Annotated in this window: 16 protein-coding genes; 4 read left to right on the top strand and 12 right to left on the bottom strand. The window is 34.1% G+C overall.

From position 1 onward, the window contains the following. Nucleotides 1-480: 480 nt before the first annotated feature. From perR to bcp, 3 genes are all read right to left on the bottom strand, one after another. Entirely contained in the window at nucleotides 481-942 is a 462-nt protein-coding gene (perR, locus tag G8Y85_RS11900; protein WP_060551406.1) for a peroxide-responsive transcriptional repressor PerR, read from the bottom strand. Between the two features lie 84 nt (nucleotides 943-1,026). After that, on the bottom strand, nucleotides 1,027-1,977 hold the full coding sequence (locus G8Y85_RS11895) for a phosphoglycerate dehydrogenase (RefSeq protein WP_165805912.1): 951 nt from the start codon (nucleotides 1,975-1,977) through the stop codon (nucleotides 1,027-1,029). Nucleotides 1,978-1,982: 5 nt separating this feature from the next. Then, on the bottom strand, nucleotides 1,983-2,441 hold the full coding sequence (gene bcp, locus G8Y85_RS11890) for a thioredoxin-dependent thiol peroxidase (RefSeq protein WP_165805911.1): 459 nt from the start codon (nucleotides 2,439-2,441) through the stop codon (nucleotides 1,983-1,985). An 80-nt stretch (nucleotides 2,442-2,521) separates the two neighbouring features. Between bcp and G8Y85_RS11885 the strand changes: the two genes are divergently transcribed. Together G8Y85_RS11885 and G8Y85_RS11880 are read left to right on the top strand one after the other, a co-directional pair. Further along, the gene (locus tag G8Y85_RS11885; protein ID WP_107368427.1) at nucleotides 2,522-3,823 is read left to right on the top strand and encodes a glutamate-1-semialdehyde 2,1-aminomutase; all 1,302 of its coding nucleotides are present in this window, start codon (nucleotides 2,522-2,524) and stop codon (nucleotides 3,821-3,823) included. A gap of 334 nt (nucleotides 3,824-4,157) precedes the next feature. After that, a complete protein-coding gene (locus G8Y85_RS11880) occupies nucleotides 4,158-5,255 on the top strand; it encodes an FUSC family protein (RefSeq protein ID WP_060551410.1) in 1,098 nt (365 codons plus the stop codon). Nucleotides 5,256-5,359: 104 nt separating this feature from the next. Here G8Y85_RS11880 and G8Y85_RS11875 read toward each other — a convergent pair whose 3' ends face one another. From G8Y85_RS11875 to mutY, 4 genes are all read right to left on the bottom strand, one after another. Further along, nucleotides 5,360-6,940, bottom strand: coding sequence for an FMN-binding glutamate synthase family protein (locus G8Y85_RS11875; RefSeq protein ID WP_165805910.1), 1,581 nt, complete (start codon nucleotides 6,938-6,940; stop codon nucleotides 5,360-5,362). Between the two features lie 161 nt (nucleotides 6,941-7,101). Continuing rightward, on the bottom strand, nucleotides 7,102-8,838 hold the full coding sequence (locus G8Y85_RS11870; RefSeq protein WP_103345885.1) for an ABC transporter ATP-binding protein: 1,737 nt from the start codon (nucleotides 8,836-8,838) through the stop codon (nucleotides 7,102-7,104). A gap of 114 nt (nucleotides 8,839-8,952) precedes the next feature. Continuing rightward, nucleotides 8,953-9,498 carry a nucleoside tri-diphosphate phosphatase gene (gene ntdP / locus G8Y85_RS11865; RefSeq protein ID WP_037566893.1) on the bottom strand — a complete coding sequence of 182 codons (546 nt, stop codon included), beginning with the start codon at nucleotides 9,496-9,498 and terminating at the stop codon, nucleotides 8,953-8,955. Between the two features lie 56 nt (nucleotides 9,499-9,554). Then, complete coding sequence (gene mutY / locus G8Y85_RS11860; RefSeq protein WP_165805909.1) at nucleotides 9,555-10,607, bottom strand: A/G-specific adenine glycosylase; 1,053 nt, start codon at nucleotides 10,605-10,607, stop codon at nucleotides 9,555-9,557. Nucleotides 10,608-10,695: 88 nt separating this feature from the next. Here mutY and G8Y85_RS11855 point away from each other — a divergent pair, with 88 nt between their 5' ends. Continuing rightward, a complete protein-coding gene (locus G8Y85_RS11855) occupies nucleotides 10,696-11,673 on the top strand; it encodes a metal-dependent hydrolase (RefSeq protein ID WP_103345887.1) in 978 nt (325 codons plus the stop codon). 400 nt (nucleotides 11,674-12,073) lie between these two features. Here G8Y85_RS11855 and G8Y85_RS11850 read toward each other — a convergent pair whose 3' ends face one another. The 5 genes from G8Y85_RS11850 to sgtB all read right to left on the bottom strand — a co-directional run bounded on the left by G8Y85_RS11850 (nucleotide 12,074) and on the right by sgtB (nucleotide 16,397). Then, on the bottom strand, nucleotides 12,074-12,727 hold the full coding sequence (locus tag G8Y85_RS11850; RefSeq protein WP_225906135.1) for a teichoic acid translocation permease: 654 nt from the start codon (nucleotides 12,725-12,727) through the stop codon (nucleotides 12,074-12,076). A gap of 125 nt (nucleotides 12,728-12,852) precedes the next feature. Further along, complete coding sequence (locus tag G8Y85_RS11845; RefSeq protein WP_060551416.1) at nucleotides 12,853-14,379, bottom strand: ATP-binding cassette domain-containing protein; 1,527 nt, start codon at nucleotides 14,377-14,379, stop codon at nucleotides 12,853-12,855. A 14-nt stretch (nucleotides 14,380-14,393) separates the two neighbouring features. After that, nucleotides 14,394-14,705: a YfhH family protein gene (locus G8Y85_RS11840; RefSeq protein ID WP_085622386.1), complete on the bottom strand. Its 312-nt coding sequence runs from the start codon at nucleotides 14,703-14,705 to the stop codon at nucleotides 14,394-14,396. After that, entirely contained in the window at nucleotides 14,695-15,501 is an 807-nt protein-coding gene (gene recX / locus G8Y85_RS11835) for a recombination regulator RecX (RefSeq protein WP_107370996.1), read from the bottom strand. The genes G8Y85_RS11840 and recX overlap by 11 nt, the downstream gene beginning before the upstream one ends. Before the next feature lie 89 nt (nucleotides 15,502-15,590). Beyond that, the gene (gene sgtB, locus G8Y85_RS11830) at nucleotides 15,591-16,397 is read right to left on the bottom strand and encodes a monofunctional peptidoglycan glycosyltransferase SgtB (protein WP_165805908.1); all 807 of its coding nucleotides are present in this window, start codon (nucleotides 16,395-16,397) and stop codon (nucleotides 15,591-15,593) included. A gap of 167 nt (nucleotides 16,398-16,564) precedes the next feature. Between sgtB and G8Y85_RS11825 the strand changes: the two genes are divergently transcribed. Beyond that, nucleotides 16,565-18,310: a pyruvate oxidase gene (locus tag G8Y85_RS11825; protein WP_060551420.1), complete on the top strand. Its 1,746-nt coding sequence runs from the start codon at nucleotides 16,565-16,567 to the stop codon at nucleotides 18,308-18,310. Nucleotides 18,311-18,394 lie beyond the last annotated feature (84 nt).

Here is an 18,394-nt window from a genome sequence, read left to right as displayed (position 1 = left end):
GGAATTAACGTTGACATATTGTCATTCAGTTTTCAATGTTCGTTAGTTGCTTTTTTAAACCGTTACAATAATCAATTATACTTCATTTGAATTTTCGTGTCAAGAAAAATTTTAAAAGTTTTTTAATTACTTTGTTTTCGGCTCGTTGTTTCAACATTATACATTTTATAATGTTCTCTTAAAACTTACAAGCGTTAATTTTACACTTTTAATGTTTTTTTCAAAAACTCAAAATGAGATTAACGTTGTTTGCTTGTCGTATCTTAGCGACTTTTATATCTTACCAACGGATACCTCTTCCGTCAACATAAAAAAGCAAGAAAATATGCTAAAAATCACTCTAGATTGGAAATGTAACACCAAAAGTGTGAATGATAGAACATTCTACGTAAAGATTAATTTACTAAACCTTAAAAATGCCAAAAAAATAGAACCTTAAACCTGTTAATGTTTAAGATTCTATCCGTTAGATACTATAATCTATGAATCATTATCTTGACTTTCTTTACATTCTTGACATATACCATATATTTCCATTCGATGGTGCGTAATATTAAAATCCGTGACATGTTGTGCTAACTTTTCGATCTCATGTAATGATGGATAATGGAAATCTACTATTTTACCGCAATTTTCACAAATCACATGATAATGATTTTGTGTATCAAAGTCAAAACGACTTGATGCATCCCCATAAGTTAATTCTTTAACAATTCCTGTTTTTTTAAAAACTTTAAGATTGTTATATATGGTTGCAACACTAATATTTGGAAAATCAGGTGATAATGATTGATAAATTTCATCAGCAGTTGGATGTGTTTTTGAATGAATCAGAAAATTAAGGATTGCCTGACGCTGTGGCGTAATACGCACTCCTGCTTCACGTAAAGTTGCAATAGATTCATTTAACTGATGTTCATAAGTTTCCATTTCTGCAGCCATTGTATTCACCCGTCTTTCTAGTTAAGAATTATTATTACTTAATATTAATATAATGGTTGCAATTTGCTCATGTCAATGATTTCGTTAATATCCTTTATTTAAATCTACGATATTCTCAATTAGAGTACCCTTATTGAGAAAATGTGGTAAATTTTGAATAAAAATTTCAGTTGCTTGTGTTTTATTATGATTTCCATTTCCAGATATATGACTTGTCAGCACGACATTTTCTAAATGATACAATTCTGAATGAGGTGATAATGGCTCTGTTTCAAAAACGTCTAAATACGCTTTACGTATTTCAGAATTTTTTAAAGCATCTACTAAGACTTTTTCTCGAACAATTGTGCCTCGACCTAAATTTATAAATAACGTATGTGGTTGCATTTGTTTAAAGTCTTCAGATGTAAGTAAATACTTCGTTTTCTCTGTTTCGGGTAACACATTAACGATGATATCCGCTTGATGATAATATTTAAATTTATCCTTTAATGGATATGTTTCGTGGAATCCATCTGCTTTATGCCCTGTTGTATTTAAACCGATTGTTGTCATACCAAATTGTTGAGCAATGCGCGCAGCTGATTGCGGAATTTTCCCTGTACCTAGGAACATGATTGTTTGATCAGCAATTGTAGGTGTTGTTCTTTTATGATTATAAATTTTATTTAATTGTTCCGCATACGTTTCTTTTAACGCTTTATAATCATCAAGTAAATAAGCAAACAAAAATTCTGTTAATTGTTGGGCGTGTACACCTTTAGCATTCGTTAAAGCAATATGATTTTCTTTTAGGCATTCTAGTGGTAATGCATTCACACCTGTCGCATACCACATAATCCATTTTAGATTTCGAGCCTCTTTTATAAAGGCCCTATCGATATCTGCATGGTAACTTAATAATACATCCATATTTGCTTTTGATGTATCAGGTAAATAGGATGGATGCTTATAAAATTCAAACTCTACTTCTGGAAAAAGTGCTTTTAACCTTTCCTCTTCTTCTCCTAAGCGCATCAAACTAACGACAAGCATCACTATCACCCCTCAAGTATAGCTTTTAATGTGTCCATTTGTTCTTTCACTTTTACCTTCTCAATTACATCGATGACATTACCTTCCTCATCAACTACAAAAGTTGTACGAACGATCCCCATTGTTTCTTTACCAAATGTTTTCTTCAATTGATATACACCTGTAGCTTCGGATAATTTAAAATCTTCGTCTACTAATAAATCGAAATTCAATTGGTGTTTTTCAATAAAGTTTTGATGTTTGCGTTTAGAATCACCACTTATACCATAAACTTGAACATTTAAGTCATTAAAATATGTTAAATTGTCTCTAAAATCACATGCTTCTGTCGTACATGTCGGTGTATTGTCACGTGGGTAAAAATACAGTATTGCTTTTTTACCTTTTAATGAAGCTTTTGAAATTTTTTCGCCTTTTTGATTTTCAAGTTCAAACTCAGGAAATTGTTCACCTTTTTTTATCATGATACTCCCTCTTTCTTCATTTGTTTTATTTTATGATACGATATGAAATGAAAATATAAAACAAAAGAGGCTGATAAATCATGAAGTTTACGAATAGTGAAGCTTTACAACATGAATCAAATGAATATATTCTTGGCGGTGTGAATTCTCCTTCTCGCTCATATAAAGCTGTAGGTGGTGGTGCTCCTGTGGTGATGAAAAAAGGTGAAGGCGCATACTTATATGATGTAGATGGCAATAAATATATTGATTATCTGCAAGCTTATGGCCCTATCATTACAGGTCATGCACATCCTCATATTACTAAAGCGATTCAAGATCAGGCAGCACTCGGTGTACTTTATGGCACACCTACAGAGTTAGAAATTGATTTTGCCCGTAAATTGCGTCGTGCGATGCCTTCACTCGAAAAAATTCGTTTTGTTAATTCTGGAACTGAAGCTGTTATGACCACTATACGTGTTGCACGCGCCTATACAAAACGTAATAAAATCATAAAATTTGCAGGATGTTATCATGGGCATTCTGACCTAGTATTAGTGGCTGCCGGAAGTGGTCCTTCTCAACTGGGCTCACCTGATTCTGCCGGTGTGCCAAAAAGTGTTGCTCAAGAAGTGATAACTGTTCCTTTCAACAATATTGAAGCCTTCAAGGAAGCAATGGCACATTGGGGTGATCAAGTCGCAGCTGTTCTCGTAGAACCAATTGTGGGTAATTTTGGTATGGTGGCACCTCAACCAGGCTTTCTAGAACAAGTAAATGATATTACTCATGAGCATGGCGGTTTGGTAATTTATGATGAAGTCATCACAGCATTTCGATTTCATTATGGAGGCGCACAAGATTTGTTAGGTGTTTATCCTGACCTCACTGCATTTGGCAAAATTATCGGTGGGGGTTTACCTATCGGTGGCTATGGCGGAAGACAAGATATTATGGAACAAGTAGCGCCCTTAGGTCCAGCATATCAAGCAGGTACCATGGCTGGTAATCCTTTATCAATGCGTGCTGGTATCGCATTATTAGAAGTTTTAGAACAAGATGGGGTTTACGAAAAGTTAGACCGACTTGGTCAACGATTAGAAAAAGGTTTACAAGATGCAATCGATCAATATGATATCAAAGCTACCATTAATCGTATTCGTGGTGCATTAACGGTATACTTCACAGATGAAAAAGTTACGCATTACGACCAAGCTGATCAATCAGATGGCGAACAGTTTGCAACATTCTTTAAAGCGATGTTATATCAAGGTATTAATCTAGCACCTTCTAAATATGAAGCTTGGTTCTTAACGACTGAACATACAGAAGCCGACATTGATCAAACGATTGAAGCTGCGCATAAAGCATTTCAGCAATTATCTCGCAAATCACACTAAATTGTAATATGATTTGAATAAGAAAAAGATTGGCATAGACCGCTTTAAAAATAAATTACCCCACACGTTATTTAACTTTTAAGATGGTGTAATTCTTCATCAGCGTATGTGTCAATATATCATTCTATAGTCATAGTATAAGTATTTGTAGAATTGTAGATATGGACATGTTAGTCTACTACCCACATCTATTTAGTACGATATCATAAAAATGTATCAATGAATAAAAGTAAGCATATACACTATGGATACCCTAAATAGATGCCGGTTATTTCAATTGAACACAATGACTTTATTATGCTCACTATTTCGCCTAAATAAAGGAGTGCATAAATTGAAATTAGGTGCAAGAATATTAAAAACAGGAATAGCCATCATACTTGCCGTATCGGTGGCATCATTACTCCCTACCTCAGCAGGAATGATAACTGTTGCTGGGATTGCTGCAGTTGTCGCTATGCAACCAAGCGTATATAGAACATTCAAAACAATCGTTGATCAATTTCAAGGGAATATTATTGGTGCGCTGTTAGCTGTTACGATGGTCTCCATTTTCGGGAATAACATCCTGATTATGGGCGCGACAGTGATTTTACTCATAGCTATTTTATTTAAATTAAACATTGCCCATGTAGCAACGTTAGCAACTGTTACTGCTTTAATTATTATGGGACAACATGATGGCTCATTTTATATGTCAGCGTTTTATAGATTTGTTCTAGTCATGATTGGTGTATTGAGCTCATTTATAGTAAATCTAACGTTTTTACCTCCTAAATTTGAAACTAAAATTTATTACAATTCCCTCAATATCACCACCGATATTTTTAAATGGTTTAACTTAGTTTTAAATGACGCAACAGAATTCAACTATGTAAAACAAGATTTAGAACAACTGCGTCAACGCGTTGTGAAATTAGAACAACTATTTGAATTTTATAAAGAGGAACGTTCTTTAACTAAAAAACATGCTCGTGCACAAACACGAAAGAAAATTCTTTTCAAAGAGTTAGTATTATCAACACGCGATGCGTATGACGTACTCCGCCGAATGAATCGATATCAAAATGATTTATTGAATTTAAGTGAGTCTTTGTTTTTACAAATTAAATTAGAAGTTGACGAATTAAGTCAATTTCATGAGCAAATTTTAATTAGTATTACGAAAAAAGCGAAATTCGAAAATCCTGAATTTCAAAGTCATGTAACAAATCCATTGAAAAAAGATTTACTCACAGCATATCAGGAAGCGTTTAACACCAACACTTCTTCAGAACAGCAAGAATTTAATACAAATGTCATTCATGTGATTGCTGCTTTAGAGGAATATCGCTATAACCTTGAACATTTAAATCGTTTAAGAAGTAGTTACTTCAAATATCATAGTAATGATCCTGACATTGATATCATCAAAGAAGATTTTGATTTATAAAATACTCAGATCATAAGCATACAATAGCCTTCAAAATTCAAGATATAATGAATTTTGAAGGCTATTTCAATATCTTTATTTGAATCGAAAACTTTAAAAAGCTTTTATGACTTAATTAGCTTTAACTGGTAGTCATGAATAGATTGAATGGTCCCATTGTTATTTTTTACCGTAACATGCTCTGGTCCGATTTCAGTAGGGCCTGCAACCCCAACTGCTGCTGCAATATTAAACAATCCTTCATGTAGCGACGTAATATAATTCGTTACTCGATATTCTTTTTCTTCAATGACAAGTGCACGTTCTTTTTTAGGATCTGTTGTCGCAACACCAACTGGGCATGTGTTTTTATGACACTGTCTACTCATAATACACCCGACGCTAATCATCATGCCGCGCGCGATATTAACTAAATCCGCACCTAAAGCAAGTGCAATTGCAATTTTATCAGGCGTCACTAGTTTACCAGAAGCGAAAATTTTCACTTTTTCTCGTACACCGTTAGCTTTTAAAATGCCATCTACAATTGGTAAAGCTGTAAATAGCGGGAGTCCTACGCCATCTTGCAATTCTTGAAATGTAGAACCTGTGCCACCCTCTCCGCCATCTACTGTAATAAAATCTGGAAAAATATTTAATTCAACCATCGCTGTAACTAGTTTTTTTACATCATTTGGATTCCCTACAACAATTTTAAACCCCACCGGCTTTTGACTTAACTCACGTAATGTTGCCACCCATTTAAGTAACGCATGGGGGCTATCTATAAAATCAAAACGGTTCGGTGAATTAATCGTTTCATACGGTGGCACATTTCGTATTTCTGCAACTTCTTCAGTCACTTTTTGTCCATCTATGTGACCACCTCTTGTTTTAGCACCTTGTGCGAGTTTGATTTCAAACATTTTGATGCGTGGATGATATGCTTTTTTTAAAAACTCATCTTTACTAAATGAACCATCTTGATGTCTTACTCCGAAAAGCCCAGGACCTATTTGAAAAATAATATCCGCTTCACCAGCTAAATGATATGATGAAAGACCGCCCTCGCCAGTATTCATCCATGTTCCAGCATGGCCTAATCCTTTTGAGAGTGCGGTAATGGCTTTACTCCCTAAAGCGCCGAAACTCATACCCGATTGGCCTACGAGGCGTTTGGCATAATAAGGAAATCTAATATTTTCACCAATTTTAATATAATGTGCCTTATCTAAGTAATAAGGTGAGATGTCGGTAGATTTGAGTGTTTCTTTTCGACTAAAAAGTGACTCTCTATGAATTTGATATACAAATGTTGAGATTAAAGTTTGATTATCTATAGATAATTCTGTTCGTTGTTTTGGAAACATTGCATTATTTAAATAGAAACCGTCATCATAATCCAATTCAGAACCAAAACTTGTTGCACGTTCGTTGTATTTACCTGCTAAGACAATATGTTGATATTGATCTCGTGAAAAGGGTTTATCTTCATTATCATTTAAAAATAAATATTGTCGTAGTTCAGGCCCAATACTTTCTAAAAAATACCTTACACGTGCTAACACTGGATAATTTCGTAATACACTATGCTGTTTTTGTTTTCGATCAAAAATTAAAAATGCGACACAGGCTATACCTATCCCTAATAATATTGTGACAATAAGGATATTAACAATCAGTTGTAGTATGGATAAAAAACTCATAGCTTCCTCCCCCTTTAATACCACTATACGCTTACAACGATCATTTTATAAGCAATTTTACTCCATTTAAATCATTTTTACTCTTTTGACTACAAAAAAACACGTGTTTAGCATATGAACTCATTTTGAATTCATACATTTGCACGTGTTAAATACCATATTTATAAATTTTGAATATTGTAAAGACGTTGATAAGCCCCTTGATGTGTCATTAATTCTTGATGTGTGCCCATTTCTACAATTTGACCATTTTCGATGACAACAATTTTATCTGCATGCGTAATTGTTGAAAGCCTGTGTGCGACAATTAAAGTTGTGCGATCTTTACTTAATATATTTAATGCTTCTTGTATAATGGCCTCGCTCTCTAAATCAAGTGCACTTGTCGCTTCATCTAATATTAAAATAGGTGGATCGTTTAAAAAGATACGTGCGATTGATAACCGTTGTTTTTGTCCACCAGATAATTTAACCCCTCTTTCACCAACTTCGGTATTATAACCGTTAGGTAGCGCCATTATAAATTCATGTGCGTTTGCTTTTTTCGCAGCTGCAACAACTTCTTCATCAGTTGCATCAGGACGACCTAACAATATATTTTCTTTCACTGTATCAGAAAATAAAATATTGTCTTGTTGTACCATACCAATTTGTCTTCTTAAACTCCCTGTTTCAAATGATTTAATATTATGTTTGTCAATTAAAATTTCACCTTCTGTGACGTCATAAAATCTAGGGATTAAACTGATTAAAGTAGATTTTCCGCCTCCACTCATGCCAACAAATGCTACGGTTTCACCATGATGTATATTTAAGTTAATATGCTTTAACACATCGCGTTCATCAACGTTATATTTAAAAGAAACATTGCGTATTTCAATATTCCCTTGTGTTATTGGAATGGCTCTGGCGTCATCTGCATTTTTAATATCATATGGTTCATCAAATAATTGAAAGACACGGTCCATTGAAGCAAAACTTTGCGTCAATGTTGTAAAAGATGAAACTAAACGACGTAATGGCCCATAAAGTTGTTCTAAATAACTAACAAATGCAGCTAATGTTCCCACAGTAACAGACCCTGAAATAGCTAAATAAGCGCCGAATCCAATTACAATCAGCGGACCAATATCTGTCACAGTATTAATGGCGGAAAAAGAATATGCATTCCATCGCGTATGTTTAAATGCCTTTTGGAGAAATCCTGTATTACGTTTATCAAAGTTTTTTGCTTCATTGTCTTCAATCGCAAAACTTTTAATAACAGCCATGCCATTGACACGTTCATGCAAGAAACCTTGTGTTTCAGCTAATTTTTGAGATCGTTGACGGGTTAAAGCACGTAAACGCCCAAAAAAGAAATATACTGTTAAAATGTAAAACGGTAAGATGACAATAGCGGCTAATGTAAGTTTTACATCTAAAAAGAACATGACAGATAATGCAATAATGATAGTGATACAATCAAGCCAAATATTCATTAATCCCGTCATGATAAAGTCTTTGGTTTGTTCAACATCGTTAATGACACGAGAGATGACTTCACCCGCTTTATTATTTGCATAAAAACGAGCGCTCAACGCTTGTAAATGACTATATAATTTTTTACGAATGTCATATAAAATTTTATTACTTGTCCATTGCGCCATATATTGTCTTAAAAATTCGATAGGTGGTCGTACAATGACAAATATAAATGCTGCAATCAACATTGCATATAATAAATGTGTATATTTATCCGACAAACTTAATGCGTCATTATTAATAACATCATCAATCACAAATTTAATCAATAAAGGAATTAATAAAGGAATACCAAATTTTAAAATCCCAACAAAAATAGTCCCAACAATTAACCATTTATAGGGTTTAACAAATTTCAAATAGCGTCTGATCATCTACATCTCCCCCTCTCAACACACAAGAAGAGTGAAATAGAAATGGGTATCACCTTCTCTATTTCACTCACGCTTATTAATTTATTCATATGTTGTATTCTAAGCTGCTTCTACTTAAGTTCTATTTCTTAGCTTTTGAAAACGATTACGCCATACTTTTATAAAATCAGGTGCAAATGGCCCCTTTTTATGTTCAATCCATTGTTGTAGTATATCAACATTGCGTCTTAAAATCACATCAATATCTTTTGGATAGTTCATTTGATTCATATGTTGTTCATATTCGTCTTCATCTAGTAAATGATATTTCCCATTTGGATACACTTTAATATCTAAATCATAGTCAATATATTTTAGTGCTTCTTCATCACATGCAAACGGTGATGACAAGTTACAATAGTAATAAACCCCATCTTCTCTGAACATACATATGACGTTGAACCAATATTCCGAATGAAAATATACGATTGCTGGCTCGCGTGTAACCCAAGTACGTCCATCGCTTTCAGTAACAAGTGTATGGTCATTACCGCCAATAATGACATGATCGGTTCCTTTTAATATCGTTGTTTCAGACCAAACGCGATGTATGTTGCCATCATGTTTATAGGACTGTATTTTTATTGTGTCGCCTTCTTTAGGAATACATGATTTTACCACTTGTCTCACCCCACTTCAAAAATCTCACTTTGTCATTATATCACACTCAATACCCTCTATTGAGCATTTCGCTTACAAAAGGTCTCATAAATTTTAGACATGGATACAGGAAATGTATAATGATGTCGCTCATTAGGACCTAACCATTGCGTTGGGGTATCTTGGATATTAACATCGTGTGAGGCTATGCTTGCTTTATATACATTTAAAACCCACGTCATATGTGTAAATTGATGTTTAATCACGCCACTTTTAGTTTCACTAATTTTAAGTGAAGGACCAAATTTCGACTTGAGACTTGTAGTATTTTCATCTTCAAGCACCATTGGAAATTGCCACATATTATTCAACAGTTTTTGATTTCTTTGTTCAATAAGATACGCTCCATTTTCATTTTCAATAAGATATACATTGTAATGTAGTACTTTTTTCTTTATTTTTTTCTTTTTTACTGGTAACTCTAAAACTGTACCTAATTCATAGCTTTCACAATGTGTTTGGACAGGACAAAAAATGCAAAGTGGTGATTTTGGAGTACAAATAAGTGCACCGAGTTCCATCATCGCCTGATTAAATGTTCCGGATTCTGTTTCCACATAAGGTAACAACTCATGTTCATAACGTTTACGTGTAGATTGCAACGCGATGTCCGTATCATCATTATTCAACCTCGACCAAACGCGAAAGACATTACCATCGACAGTAGGTAATGGGTGATTAAATGCGATACTCATCACAGCGGCCTGAGTGTATGGCCCTACCCCTTTTAAAGTTTTAAAAATAATTGGGTCGATTGGCACGGTACCTTTATAATTTGAAACAACTTCCTTTGCAGCGGTATGGAAATTACGCGCGCGACTATAATACCCTAAACCTTCCCAGTATTTTAAAACCTCATTTTCAGGTGCCTCTGCTAAAGCTTTGACAGTTGGAAATCGTTCAATAAATCTCATATAATAATCGCGCACTGTATCAACTTGTGTTTGTTGAAGCATCACTTCACTCACCCAAATTTTATAGGGGTCGGTTGTTTCACGCCAAGGCATTTGCCTTTGATTCTCTTTAAACCAGTCAATAAGGTCTGTTTTAAAAGTGGCTGGATAATGCATAAATTTCTCCTTCAAATTGTTGATTGTTTTAGTTCAATTCAATTATAGATTATACTAGATTTAACTAAGTTAGAAATGAGTGACGCTTATGGATACTGCTACACACATCGCTATAGGTGTCGGATTAACTGCATTAGCTACAACTGATCCTGCTTTAGGACAAAATATAGGTGCGACAGCAACGATTCTAATAGCTGGCTCGTTAATTCCAGACATCGATACGGTACTTAAATTAAAAGATAATGCAACTTATATATCAAATCATAGAGGTATCACGCATTCTATTCCATTTACATTGTTTTGGCCTCTCCTATTAACTTTACTTGTTTACAGTTTATTTAATCATTTAGATCCATTACATGTGTGGTTGTGGGCACAGTTAGCCGTTTTTTTACATGTTTTTGTCGATATTTTTAACTCATACGGTACACAAGCATTACGGCCCATTTCAAACAAATGGATTCAGTTAAGTGTAATTAACACTTTTGATCCTATTATATTTTTTATACTCATGGTGGGTATTGTCATATGGACAATGGGCGTACATCCTTATATCGTTTTTGGACCTTTACTTTTAGTCTTAATCGGATATTATATTTTAAGATTTGTGATGCAAGGATGGCTTAAAAAACAAGCTTTAAATCAAGTTGAGCATTTAGGCACACCAATCAAAGTTTTTGTGGCGCCTACGATTCGCTTTTTCCAATGGCGTGTAGCGATACAAACTGAGAAACATGATTATGTTGGTCGTAGTTACGGACGTAACATTGTCTTCAGTGATAAAGTAGAACGCCAACCTTACCCAGATGACTATATTATGCAACACGCACAATATGATCCTAACATACGTGCGTTTTTAGGATTTTCTTCCATATATCGTTGGCACATCAAACATATTGATAATGAAACGACAGAATTACGCTTTATTGATTTACGTTATCTTAAAAACGACCATTATCAATTTGTGGCAATCGTTCATTTAAACCAACAAATGGAAGTTAAACATTCTTATACGGGATGGGTGTTTACTGAAGATAAATTGATGAAAAAGTTATATGCCAGCTAGAAGTCTGTTAATATATTCACCAAAGATTTTGAAATAATTACTAGGCTATGTATCATATCATTTTATGTTTTCGCCCTATTATAAGTGAAAGCGGTATAGTAATCTTAACGATTGCTATCCGCTCTTTGAATGCTTTAAAAGCCTTCACTAAGGAATCTATCGATACTTATTAGAAGGACATTCTATTTTGATCCATTAAGGACTAAAAGGACATAGATTAATATTAGATGCCAATAAAGTTCATTAACTAATGAATTTTGTTGGCTTTTTAATTATTAAAGTAGTGAAATCTCATACTCACCTTATGAAGTAATCACCGTCAATAGTTCTTTCTTAATGCAATGGACGGCACAGAATTTCGTATTAAAAGTAAAGTTCTATCTTTAAAGCTACTTTAACATTATTGAATATGTTCATTTGGGCGTAATTGTGACACGTAATCATTTAATGCGAATGCCAATACTATTATTAACCCAATCCAACACGCAAAATAAAAGTGATAACCTAAATGATTTAACGCATCAGAACCTACAATAACTGATTGCTGGAAGCCATTAACTAAGTAATATACAGGATTTAACATCAATATGTGAACCAAACTTCCATGGAGTGTTGCTCGTATCAATATAATCGGTAATAACACAAACAAAAGTCCTGAGATGCCAAAATAAATTGGATCTAATTTAGCATAAATAACCCGTATTAAACCTAGTAAATACGACAGCAATATTATAAAAATATAGGTTGTCACTGAATAAAAGATTACACCTGAAATTAAAGTGTCTGCATTCACAGGCTTTACAAATCCAATCACTGTTAGTAATACACTTAAAATCAAACTATATACCGCACTTGATATGAGGATATGTAACATAGGATTGCTATTAAAATGACGCGTGACATAGTAATCCCGTGGAAAATTTTTGTAATTCATCCAAATGGCAATTACCATGACGCCAAAAGCAATCAATCCGACAAGACGATACATCATTGTAGCTTGAATGATTTCAGCTACAGATAAAACATGAAATGCAACTTTTAATGATATAATCATCAGCAAACCACTCAGTAACGTTAAAAATAAAACACGTCGTTGTTGAAAAATCCGATAGCGACTATGTCTAATATGTCTGGGTATATTTTTAAAAAAAATAATGCATTGTTCTAACATGTTTTCACCTACAGTTTAATATAAATCCATTGGTCATTTTGTACATCTGCTATGAAATAACCTTCTTCAGATTTCACGATCCAATATTTTTCATTAGGTTTGAATTTTTTCTTAAAAGCATGAGTATCAACCATCGGAAAAGTATACCCGATTAATTTATTACGATCATCAAACAACATGGAAATGGGTTGTTGCGTAATGGATTCAACATAGCGGTTTTTAGAATCTGGAACTAATGTATTATTAACAGTTTTATGAGATTTATGTAATTCTCCATTAAAATAATCGACATAGTTAATATAATTAGATTTCATATACGGTGCAATGTCATCACGCTCTACATGCCGATAAAGTGCAGCCGGGTTAATATACTTAAATTGTGATTTAGATGCAGTATAAATTTCTCCATTATTTTCAATTCGGTAAGACGTTTTATTTTCACCTGTAATCGTTGCAATAGCATATCTAGGTAATTTCAAATCCTTCTGCCCAGACTTACCAGTAAGTTGAACATTTTTAGCATCTACTATGCCATAAGCAAGCTTTTCAATAAATGGATCTTCATTATTTTTTGCAATTGTATCTTCAGTTGTGACTTTTTGAGACTCTAACTGTCCAAAATTGGTAAATATGAATAAACTTCCTAGTACGATGCCCATAAAAAATATAGCTAACCATATCCATACACGTGCTAAAAATGCTGGTGGCTCTGAATGATGATATCTTTCAATTCTTTTAAAATTATACGTAAGTTCAGGCATTCTCGAACGATTACGTTTCCAGTCGTCATCAAAATATGCTAACGCTTCCTCAGATTTAATTGACGAACGGTCTTTTTCATGCGTTAAAAATGCTCCGACAACCTGTTTGACTGGCCCTTCTTGACGTAGTTGACCATGTGATATCCAAGCAATGTAGTTACTCACTGCTTGGATCTTAGTAATATCATTGTCAATCGTTACCCAAGTTAACCCCTCATCAATATATTCACGTGCCATTGAGGATGCTTTCGTCATAAAGTCCTCATCTAAATATGTCAAAATATGACTTAATATAATGATTTCTGCTTTAGATGCACGTGCCATACTAAATAATAACTGGGCATATTCCTCGTCAGCTAAATTTTGTATCGCATCGTTTTCCTTACTAGCTAAATGGGCATATTTTATAATTTGCTCAACTTTATGCGCTGTGACTTCATATTCATATAGTTGTATAACATCTTGAACATAATCACGCACCGACATTGTTTCTACAGTTTTTTGGTTCATATTTGCATAAAATAATGTCGCAGTTCGCACCATGCGCCCTTTATCAGGTTTAACCGTACCTGCTAAAATTTCCCCTACGAGTGATTTAGAGGAATCCGCTTCACCAATAATACCCAACGATTCACCTTGATATATATGTAATGTAATATTATTCAATTCAATGTCTTCGGGCTGATAACTAAAAGGTTTTAAGATATTTTGTTTTTTTTGATTTCGATAAAAATGTGTAACATTAATGATCTTAAGGACAATTGCACTCCCCATTCACTTAAACCCCTTTATAATTGTAATAATGATAGAGGTATACCTTCTTCATGACTAGAGTCATTTCGATACCCCCAAGCAAATACACCTTTTAACCTTTCGACTGTAAAAGTTGCATCCGCTTCATCTTTTAAAGTATAGCGCATACCCAGCTTAATGTGAGAAGCATCTACAAGATAACTTTCGGCAATGACAATTTTGTTTGCATAAACATCATATTCATTCATAATGCCATTCATTTCAGCTTTACGCATTTTTTCTTTATACTTTTGAATTTCTTGATAGATTTCATGTCTTTCCATTTCACTTAAACGTTTACGATTCATCTATAATACCACTTTCTTCTAATTTTCTTGATATATCATCGTATGAGTAGCCTTTTCGTACCAAAGCTTCTGTCGTCTTCATCCTTAGTTGATATCCTTCATATTTTTTTACATATTTATTATAGACTTTCTCCAAATCACGTTGCAATAATTCATCAATCATCTCGTGATCTTCTGAAAAATCTAATGCTGCTAACACGTCACGTATTGTATCAAATGTATAACCTTTTTGAATTAAAGATTGGTGAACTTGTTGTTGTACTTTTTTTGGAGGTCCTTTTTTTCGTGATTTAATTTTATTGGCCAATTTAATAATAGACTCTTTAGACTGCTCTGCTTCATATTGTTCGACACCTTTTTGAATAAGTGTCTCCTCTATTCCAGCTTCTATCAATTTTTGTTTAAAAATTTCAGGGCCCTTATCCGTAGTTTGTAATAACGTATTCTTTAAACTTTCAACATAATCTTCGTGATCAATTAAACGCTGTGCTCTGCAAAAAGCTATGGCTTTCTCGATAACCGCTTCAGGAAAATCTTGCTTTTTTAGATGTTTCGCGATTTCTTTAGCTGAACGCTTCCGATAAGAAAGATGATGTAATGCTTGTTGAATCGCTTGTTGTTGAAATTCATGTTGTTTAATGTGGTCAAGGTCCTGAGTGGATATGTTGTCACCTTTTTTTAGATTTAATTTGACTAATGTATCTTCAGAAACGCCGAGTTCAAAATGATCATCAATATAAATATTAAAACGTGATGCATTATTTTTTTGAATTTCAATTTTAGTGATTTTCCTCATTATTTCACCTCTCTGAGATATAAAAAACTGGAAGGTCTTTTTAGACTTCTCCCAGTTCCCTCATATATTACATTATGCCACAGAAATCCTTACCCACCAAGTTGTTGCAACGCTTCGATATATTGTGCTTCAGTAATATAATTTTCCTGTTTCATTTTTTCAAGTGTCATTTTTGTACGATTTATAAATGACGGCGACATTTGATGCACATCATATACTGATGGTGCATTGATTTTACTCGCTAACATTGCACTTTGTAAGACACTTATTTGCGGTAACGATGATTGATTTGTATTCACTGTGGTACCAAAATAATAGTTTGCAGCTGCTTCAATTGTATAGTTATTATCGCCAAAATAAATGTTATTCATGTAATAACTTAAAATTTTGTCTTTTTCATATTCTCGCTCTACACGTTTTGCTACAAACATTTCTTTTAATTTACGTGTAATAGTTTGCTGATTATCATAATAATAGTTTTTAACAAGTTGTTGTGTGATGGTGCTCCCACCTTGTAGTCGATCTCGATCTTTCAAAGAAGCGAAGATGGCACGTATACTCCCTCTATAATCTACACCATTATGGTTATAAAAACGTCTATCCTCTAAAGCAATAAAAGCACCTTTTGTATAGTTCGGCATATTTGAGGCATCTACATATGTAGATTTCTTTTCGATATTTGATAAATCTGATACATCCGCGCGTTGTGATAATAAATACATGCCACCAATAAATAGTAAAATAAGGAGACATGCAATTAAAAGCATCGAACGAAAAATTTTTCTAGGACGTTGTTTACGTGGGGGTTGTCCTACTGGTTGATAATACGTATTATAATATGGTTCATTCGATGGAGGTTTTGCATTTTTAGTTTTAATACGGTCAGTACGCTTCATAAATATGACCCTACTTTCTCATTATAAAATCTCTTAATGAGAGTGTATCAAGACATCTGAAATTAATCTATATGTTTGCAACAAAATCAGTCCATAGCATGAGTGCATGAACACGCTTATATTGGGTATAACGTTGAGAACACTTATTTAAGAAAGGAAAGAGTGAAATGGATAAGATGAAAGCTAATGCTGCTTTAATTAAAGCTTTAGAAGCTTGGAACATTGACCATGTTTATGGCATTCCAGGAGATTCTATTGATGCTGTTGTTGATGGATTAAAATCGGTAGAAGCACGTATTAAGTTTATACACGTGCGACATGAGGAAGTCGCAAGTTTATCTGCTGCAGCGTACACAAAGTTAACAGGTAAAATTGGTGTCGCTTTAAGTATAGGTGGCCCTGGGGCAATCCATCTTTTAAATGGTATGTATGATGCAAAGATGGATAATGTCCCACAATTGATTTTAGCAGGTCAAGCAAATAGTGATACGTTGGGTACAAAAGCCTTTCAAGAAGTAGATTTACCCCACCTTTTTGAAGATGTTGCAGTCTACAATTATCAATTAAAGGAAAATGACGCTGCTCGGATTTTTGATATCGTTGATGAAGCCATACGTACTGCTTACGCCAAAAAGGGCGTCGCTGTTTTAACACTACCGAACAATATTTTAAATAAAAAAATTGAGATTTCAATTCCAGATCAAATTACGCCATTTGAGCCCCATCTTCCAAGTCCCGACTTATCAGATATACAAAAAGCTGCACGTTTAATAAATGAAAGTCAGAAACCTGTGATGTTAGTCGGTTTAGGTGCACAACATGCTAAAAAAGAAGTACAAGCATTTATCGAAAAAGCTCAAATTCCTACGATGGTTACCTTGCCAGCAAAAACTGTTGTCCCTTATGATCATCCATATCTTCTAGGAAATATTGGCAAAATAGGTACGAAACCTGCATATTATGCGATGCAAAATGCCGATTTACTTATTTTAGTTGGTACAAATTATCCTTATATAGATTATCTACCACACAAAAATATTCCAGCCATTCAAATTGATACCGATCAACACATTATCGGTCATCGTTTTAATATCGATGCACCCATCATCGGTGATAGTAAACAAAGTTTGGCAGCACTAACACGCGCCATCAATCCAGTCTCAAACCGTGATTTTTTGAATACGCTGCTTAAACGTAAAGAAACATGGGATCAATGGATGGTAGAAGATAAACAGAATGACGCTGAACCTATACGTCCAGAAAGACTCATGGATGCCATTAATAAAGTGATTCATAAAGATACTGTGATTGCTGCAGATGTTGGTACGTCAACGGTCTGGTCAACACGCTATTTAAATTTGGGACCAGAGAATAAGTTTATTATTTCAAGTTGGCTCGGAACGATGGGATGTGCATTACCTACCGCAATTGCATCTCGTATCGCATTTCCTGGTAGACAAGTGGTTGCTATTACAGGTGATGGCGCATTTGAAATGGTCATGCAAGATTTTGCCACAGCGGTGCAATATCGTTTACCGATGGTTATTTTCGTTTTAAATAATCAAGAATTATCGTTTATTAAATATGAACAACAAGCCGCCGGAGAGTTAGAATACGGCATTGATTTTAGCGATATGGATTTTGCAAAGTTTGCAGAAATCTGTGGAGGTGTCGGATTCACTTTAAAAGACCCTAAAGAAATCGATGCTGTGGTTCAAACTGCAATGCAACAACATAAACCAACTATTGTAAATGTTTATGTTGATGTCAATGCGGCACCGCTTCCTGGCCAAATCGTTCCTGAAGAAGCTCGTAATTATGCGAAATTTGCTTATCGAAGTTTAACTGAAGAAGGCAAATTTGTTTTTAAAGACATGCCATCGCTTTCAACTGCTATAAAAAGATTTTTATAAAGTCCTAGGCAAATAATCAAACTTAGAGTATCATTGATTCATTACTTAGCAGTGTGGCGATCATTAAAACGAAAGGCCATCAAA

This window comes from Staphylococcus sp. 11007852 (assembly GCF_011394325.1).
Classification (GTDB): Bacteria; Bacillota; Bacilli; order Staphylococcales; family Staphylococcaceae; genus Staphylococcus; species Staphylococcus agnetis.
Note: the sequence above shows the minus strand (reverse complement) of the source record. Positions and strands in the feature narration are given on the sequence as shown.